6 protein-coding genes are annotated in these 6,633 nt (G+C 50.8%); all 6 read right to left on the bottom strand.

Going from position 1 to position 6,633, the window contains the following annotated elements; translation table 11 throughout:
• Nucleotides 1–99 precede the first annotated feature (99 nt).
• Nucleotides 100–633: a hypothetical protein gene (locus AAGC78_RS14090; RefSeq protein ID WP_435784731.1), complete on the bottom strand. Its 534-nt coding sequence runs from the start codon at nucleotides 631–633 to the stop codon at nucleotides 100–102.
• Nucleotides 633–1,553 (bottom strand): hypothetical protein, encoded by a 921-nt coding sequence (locus AAGC78_RS14095; protein WP_435784732.1) that lies wholly within the window; start codon nucleotides 1,551–1,553, stop codon nucleotides 633–635. The genes AAGC78_RS14090 and AAGC78_RS14095 overlap by 1 nt, the downstream gene beginning before the upstream one ends.
• 515 nt (nucleotides 1,554–2,068) lie before the next feature.
• A complete protein-coding gene (locus tag AAGC78_RS14100; protein WP_435784733.1) occupies nucleotides 2,069–2,416 on the bottom strand; it encodes an FKBP-type peptidyl-prolyl cis-trans isomerase in 348 nt (115 codons plus the stop codon).
• A 51-nt stretch (nucleotides 2,417–2,467) separates the two neighbouring features.
• Nucleotides 2,468–2,953 (bottom strand): chemotaxis protein CheW, encoded by a 486-nt coding sequence (locus AAGC78_RS14105; RefSeq protein ID WP_435784734.1) that lies wholly within the window; start codon nucleotides 2,951–2,953, stop codon nucleotides 2,468–2,470.
• Nucleotides 2,954–3,025: 72 nt separating this feature from the next.
• Nucleotides 3,026–3,949: a chemotaxis protein CheB gene (locus tag AAGC78_RS14110; protein WP_435784735.1), complete on the bottom strand. Its 924-nt coding sequence runs from the start codon at nucleotides 3,947–3,949 to the stop codon at nucleotides 3,026–3,028.
• Between the two features lie 10 nt (nucleotides 3,950–3,959).
• A partial coding sequence (locus AAGC78_RS14115; RefSeq protein ID WP_435784736.1) for a hybrid sensor histidine kinase/response regulator occupies nucleotides 3,960–6,633 on the bottom strand: 2,674 nt, incomplete at its 5' end.

The raw sequence follows: 6,633 nt of genomic DNA on the forward strand, positions 1-6,633 counted from the left end.
CCATATAAGTAAAACGACAAAGGCGAAAAAATATTTATTAAAAATTTATTTTATTGAATTTAGTGAACAACTGAATTTAACTAATATAATTAGCACGAACTAGAAAACCTTGTGCATATAGATTTTACAAAACCGGTCTTTTATTAACTCAATAAAATCATTTAGATCATTTAAGCCACGAAGATCATCCATTCGCACGACGACTATTCGTATGCCATCTCTCGTTAAATGCTCATGCAATCTGTAAACAGCTCCTCTGTTTTGATTATCTCCGTTAACAAAATCTCCTGTTACTCCGTTAGCAGCTATAAAAATACCCGTTGTCAGATGCTTCAGACGAATTTTTGCTGCAAAGCCATCAATTAAATGCGCCCCTGCCGGTGTTGACCAGTTCTTACACTCCACTGGGATCAAATTATCCCAAGGTTGAAATACTTGCGTTGTTTTTGCATTCCAAAGGAGCAAGTCAACCTCTTCGGCTGGGCCGTTAATATTTGTTTCTCTAACCTCAATCCCGTCAATACAATTGAATAAATAACGTGAAAGCTCTTCTAGAGAGCTTCCCTTATCGTGGTTTGTAACAGCAGCATCTACAGATTGGACATGGGTGGCAAAGGTGGCAGAATTAAACATCACCCACCTCGATACATAATATTTAGTAATTGCTGTTTAATCGCAAAATATAGATCTTTCGGTGTCTCAACTTCAATTAAATCGTCTCGATCTAAGGCGACAACCAATATCCCATATTTTTTTTGAAGTTCAGCTGCGAACGATGCAGCGTTTCGTCTATTTTTTGCAGTTGTTAGGAGTACTAAGCTACGTAACCCTTGCTTTCTTATCTTTTCAGCTAGTTGGTGCCATTGGCTAGAGGTCATTGAATTTAATGCTTTAAGTTCAACAGGGATAGGATTTCCCAACTGCTGGAGCTCAGGATCATCAGCAGAATTCCATAGCATAAAGTCGAATGATTCACGAGAGCGGTTGTTCCCTGCTTCAATAACTGTCCACTGACTAACATTATTCGCCAGCTCTAGAAACCACTTATCAAAAAGAGCCCCCCTTTTACTTCCATTAAATGCATAGAGGTCTCGATATTTAAGATCAGGAGAAAAACTATCAAAACGTGAATCAAACATACCTTCTGGATCAAAGCTGTATGATCTAAAGGAGCTATTTGCAATTCGCTTAACAGCTCGAAACAATTCATAGGAAACGTAATCAAAATTACCACTTTCTGCCACAATACATTTTTGATGAGCAAGATCAAAAGGGATTAGGCTATATGAGTGAGCAATGATAATTACATTTTTTCTAGCTCCCTGTGCCAGCCCGATCTCATAATAGATATTGGGAGTTCCTCTCGATATGAAAAATACAATGACGTCGCACATTTCTAGGAGCGACTGAATCTTGCTTATCATAGGCAACTCTGGATTGAGCCTATTTATTGTTTCAACTCTTATCTCTTCTGAACCATCAAAATCACGGAAAATTTTGGATATTGGTTCATCGATATTCAGATCATCCGTGATGAAGCCTACTCTTTTCAATGTATGCGCTCTCCGTCATCTTAAAGCAATAAATTTTAGTGATGAGTTGCTCGAAGTCTAAGAGCAACCTAAAAAACACATTCATCGTGTTGGTTTAAAACGTTTCACAATTATTATGTTTTTGTTGTTCATCGAGGGGGTCGTAATCCATCAAATTAGATATCTGCCTATTTGAGCAGGCAGACCTCATGGCCTTTCGTCTTGATAATACCTGTAAGCTCTGTAGCAACTAAAATTTAAATGTGAACAAAAGCTTGATCGGAAAATGTAGTTAAAGGAATTTAATTTTTTAATGAAAGCGGTCGAACACAACCGGTCAAAGTTTTAATCAGCGAAATAATCTTTGGATTAGTTTTGTGTAATCCGTTAACCACAGTGTTCCCGTCAGGGGCAGTAGCTAACCTCCTGTAATTATTCATATGTATTTCCTATCTCCATCCAATGGCGTGAGTTTCTACTATAGCCAAGGATTTCGAGAAATACATCACATTACGCGAGGTTTTGGTGCGGAGGGGTTAATCGTCTCTTGTCAGGACTTCCAGTAGTTCGATTTCAAATACCAGATTGGAATTGGGTTTGATGTGCGCCCCGATTTGGCGTTCGCCGTAGGCCAAATGTGCGGGGACTTGGAGTTTGCGTTTGCCGCCGACTTGCATGCCGATCAGGCCTTGGTCCCAGCCTTTAATGACGCGGCCGGTGCCGATGACACATTGGAAGGGTTTGCCTTTGCGGTGGGAGGAATCGAATTCGGTGCCGTCTTCGAGCCAGCCGGTGTAGTGGGTGGTGATGAGTGCGCCTTTGACCACGGCTTTGCCGGTGCCGGGGAGGAGATCCTCGACAATCAATTCATTGGTGTCGGACATGGCCGTGATTCCTAACTGGGTGTTCAGTGCAGCTTAGTTTTCTAAATGCCCTTAATTATCTAGATGAAGATACTCGAGGAAAGCGCGTTCGATGGCTTCTACGTCGGGAATGACGGCTTCTTCGCCCGCCCAGGAGACGTGCATTAATTCGTAGGGTTTGTTGTCTGCATCTTCACGCTGGGTAATTTCTTCTTCGGTAACGCGTGCGAGACGTGGAAGACCTTGGGTGAGGATGGCGATAAAGGGTAGGGATTCGTTGATGCCGGTGGTGTTGAGTACGGCAAAACGCGAGCGCGAGGCGACGCCGGGTTTGTCTTCGCCGTTCATCACTTCAAACGAGAGCAGCGGGATAGTTTGTTCGCGCCAGGCGCAGTTGCCGAGATACCAGGCCGGTGCGTCTTGCACGGGGATAACCTGGGAGACAGGTACAATTTCCGCTACTGTCACGTTGGGTGCGAGTAGCAAGCGCCCCTGGATCGGAATGAGCAGGCTGGCGACTTCTTGTACTTTTTTCTCGATGCGCTGGGGAGCTCTCATGAAGGTGTGATCCTGTCAGTCTGTTGCACTTATCAAGTTTGCACTTGGCAAACGGATATCGAATTCAGTTTATTAGCGTTTCAGTTGTGTCAGCGCGCGCGCCAGATATTCCGGTGTGCCGCTAAGGCTGATGCAACCGGTGGCGAGGGCGGATACGGGCATGGAATCGCTGGTGCAATCATCGGGCGCTTGCACCCAGGCTTTGCCGCCTACCTGTTTGATCAGACGGCAACTTGCGGCGCCATCATCACCCATGCCGGTAAATATAATCAAGCCGCACTGTTCGCGGTAAATACGCGCGGCGTTGGCGGCTATCTGGTCGATGGAGGGCGCATAGCTGCCTTTCCACGACTGGCCGTAATTGACCACCAAAGTGCCGTTATCGAGTATTTCCACCGGATCGCGCGCGGTCACTAAAGTCAGGCTGTTTGCTTCCAGAACTATCCCTTGGGTCGCGACCATCGCGGGATAATTGCCGGCGTTGGTCATCATCCGGTTGAGCGTCGCCGCCTGGCTGGCATCTATATGTTGGACATATAAAAATGCCACTCCGAGATTGGGTGGCAGCTGCGCCAAAAATCGTTTTACTGCCGCCGGTCCGCCGGTCGAGGCTGCCAACACCCAGAGTTCGCTGGCGGGATTGGCCTGCTGCAGGTTGATATCGCCACGCAGGCGCTGCAAACGTAAACCGGTGCGGCGCAACCAGGCGTTGTGCTCCTCGCTGCCCTTGGTAAATTCACTGCTATCGCTGAACAGGATGGGCACGCGGCTCTGCGCGAATAACCCGTCCAACAGATGCAGTTCATCGCAATAGTCGGCGGCGACATCTACCACCCAGGCGTCCAGCTCCTGATCGACCAGCTGCTGTTTTGCCTGTTCCTGCGCCGTGCTGCCCAAGAGCACATGGCAGCCGACTTTATGACCCGACTGGGCGACCAGTTGGGTCAGCGCCTGCTGCTTAGGGGCACTATCGACCAGTATTCCCAGTTGCAGCACAGGCGCCGCCTTACTTCACAGTTTTGCCGAGCAATTCATTAATATTGGTGAGCAGCAAATCTTCTTGATAGGGCTTACCCATGTACTTGTTCACGCCGAGGCTGAAGGCGCGCTCGCGGTGTTTTTCACCGGTACGCGAGGTGATCATAATGATCGGCAGATTCTTCAGGCGCGAACTGGTGCGGATGTTTTTCGCCACTTCGAAGCCGTCCATTCGCGGCATTTCGATATCCAGCAACATCACATCCGGGATGTGATCCTGCAGTAATTGCAGCGCTTCCACACCGTCTTTGGCGGCGATCACGCGGAAACCTTCGCGCTCCAGGAAGCGGCCGGTTACCTTGCGTACGGTTACCGAATCGTCCACCACCATAATAGTTTTCTCGGATTGGTCGTCTTCCAGCGCGAGAGTCGGTGAGTCGAGCAAAATCGCGTTTTGCAGACCGAGTGCCAGCTGTTCGCGGATCATCGCATGCAGATCGAGAATCACCACCACGCTACCATCACCCATTACCGTGGCGCCGGATACACCACGCACCGCACTGAACTGAGCGCCGAGCGTCTTTACCACGATCTCGCGCGAGCCGAGCAGGCGATCCACTTGCAGCGCTACCGTGTGCTCGGTACTGCGCACCAGTACGACTGGCAGTGGCAGGGTTTGGCCATCGAGTTTGGGTTGCGCGCTTGAGTCGAGCAGGCTGCCGAGGTAGCGCACCAGATAGTTTTCGCCAGCGTAATCGAAGCGGGCGCTGTCATCTTGATAGTAGTGCTCCAGCTCGAAGGGGCTGACGCGCACAATACCTTCAATACTGTTGAGCGGAATGGCGTAGAGATCGTCGCCAATCTGCACCATCAACGCGCGGTTAACCGATACAGTAAACGGCAGGCGGATGGTAAATTCAGTGCCCTGACCCCAGTTGGAATCGATAAACATGGCGCCGCCGAGCTGTTTGATCTCGGAGTGCACCACGTCCATGCCCACACCGCGACCGGAAATCTGGGTGACTTTCTCGGCGGTACTGAAACCGGCGTGGAGGATAAACTGGATTACGTCCTGATCTGACAACTGGGCATCTGCCGCCATCAAGCCGCGTTCAACCGCTTTTTCGCGCACGCGTTTCAGGTTGATACCGCGACCGTCGTCGATCAGGCGCAGGATTACATCGCCGCCTTCGCGCCCGAGGGTGAGCAGGATGCGGCCATTCGGATTCTTACCGGCGGCGATACGCTCGTCGGGCATTTCGATACCGTGGTCCACCGCGTTACGCAGCATGTGTTCGAGCGGCGCGACCATACGTTCCAATACGCTACGGTCCAGTTCGCCTTCAACGTTATCGAGTTCGAAATCGACTTCTTTGCCCAGCTCGCTCGCCGCCTGGCGCACGATCCGGCGCAAACGCGGCACCAGACGGGAGAAGGGCACCATGCGCGAGCGCATCAGGCCTTCCTGCAGGTCGGTGTTAATACGCGACTGTTGCAGCAACAGGGTTTCGGTATCGCGGGTTTTATCCGCGAGGGTGTATTTCAAATCCATCAAGTCAGACGCGGATTCGATCAGTGAGCGCGACAGCTGCTGCAATTGCGAGTAGCGGTCCATCTCCAGCGGGTCGAATTCTTCGTGCTGCGCCATCTGCTCCTGACGGAACAACACCTGCGCTTCGGTTTCGATATCGAGACGGCGCAGCTGTTCTTGTAGACGCTGGATGGTGGAATCCATTTCTTCGATGGAGCCACCCAAGTCACTGACTTGCTGTTCCATACGGGAGCGGCTGATCGAGGTTTCACCGGCGAGGTTTACCAGTTCTTCCAACAGTTCAGCGGAGACTTTAATAACTTCTTGCGGGCCGGTACGGCGCGCCGCCAAGTGTTGTACTTGCGCCGGGCCGGTATTGCCCGAGCGCAGGCCGCCACCGTATTCGGTGCCGGGAATGACGCCGGTAGATGGCGCCGCCGGTTTGGCTTTAGGCGCGAAGGTCAATACATTCGGTTTAGGGCTTGAACCGCCGTTGCCGTCGAATGAATTGCCGTCGTATGAATCGGTACCAAAGTCGCGGGTGTTGTCCACCACGATAGTTGGTCTGTTGAACGCCGGGGCATCATCTTCCGCAGTGGCTTCTTCTGCGCCGTTGAAGTTGATGTCCGCAACAACCTCGTCAACGCTGACGAATTCGGGTTCGTCATCAACATAGTTTTCCAGCAGCGGCGGTTCTGGCTCAGTCGTCACTGCCGCAACAGGTGCACCGCTCATGCGGGCTTGTGCACGTTCAACACCACTGTGCATGCGATCCTGATAATCGTGCAGGCGGTTGAAGAAGGATTGGTCGAGTTCCGCGTCTTGCGGCATTTCGATCAGGATGGTTTCAAAGTCGTGCGACAAATCACCCAGATCGCTCAAGCCCGCCAGACGCGCGCCACCTTTGAAGGTGTGCAGCGAGCGTTTGAGCTCTTCAACGCAATCAGTGTTGTTCCAGTCGTCTTGCCACTCGTTCAGTGAACGGTCGATGTCTTCGAGCAATTCGCCCGCTTCTTCGATAAAGATCTCGACGATTTCCGGATCAAAATCCTCGTCTTCGACTTGTTCGCTCTCGACTTGCACATCAACAGGCGCCAGATAATCATCCTGTTCGGCTTCGGCTTCGGCTTCGGCTTCGGCTTCGGCTTCGGCTTCGGCTTCGGCTTCGGCT

This window comes from Cellvibrio sp. (assembly GCF_039207905.1).
Classification (GTDB): domain Bacteria; phylum Pseudomonadota; class Gammaproteobacteria; order Pseudomonadales; family Cellvibrionaceae; genus Cellvibrio.

What these genes read in the sequence shown, in the direction of transcription:
- AAGC78_RS14090 (WP_435784731.1), bottom strand. Translation starts at nt 633, where the DNA reads ATGTTTAATTCTGCCACCTTTGCCACCCATGTCCAATCTGTAGATGCT.
- AAGC78_RS14100 (WP_435784733.1), bottom strand. Translation starts at nt 2,416, where the DNA reads ATGTCCGACACCAATGAATTGATTGTCGAGGATCTCCTCCCCGGCACC.
- AAGC78_RS14105 (WP_435784734.1), bottom strand. Translation starts at nt 2,953, where the DNA reads ATGAGAGCTCCCCAGCGCATCGAGAAAAAAGTACAAGAAGTCGCCAGC.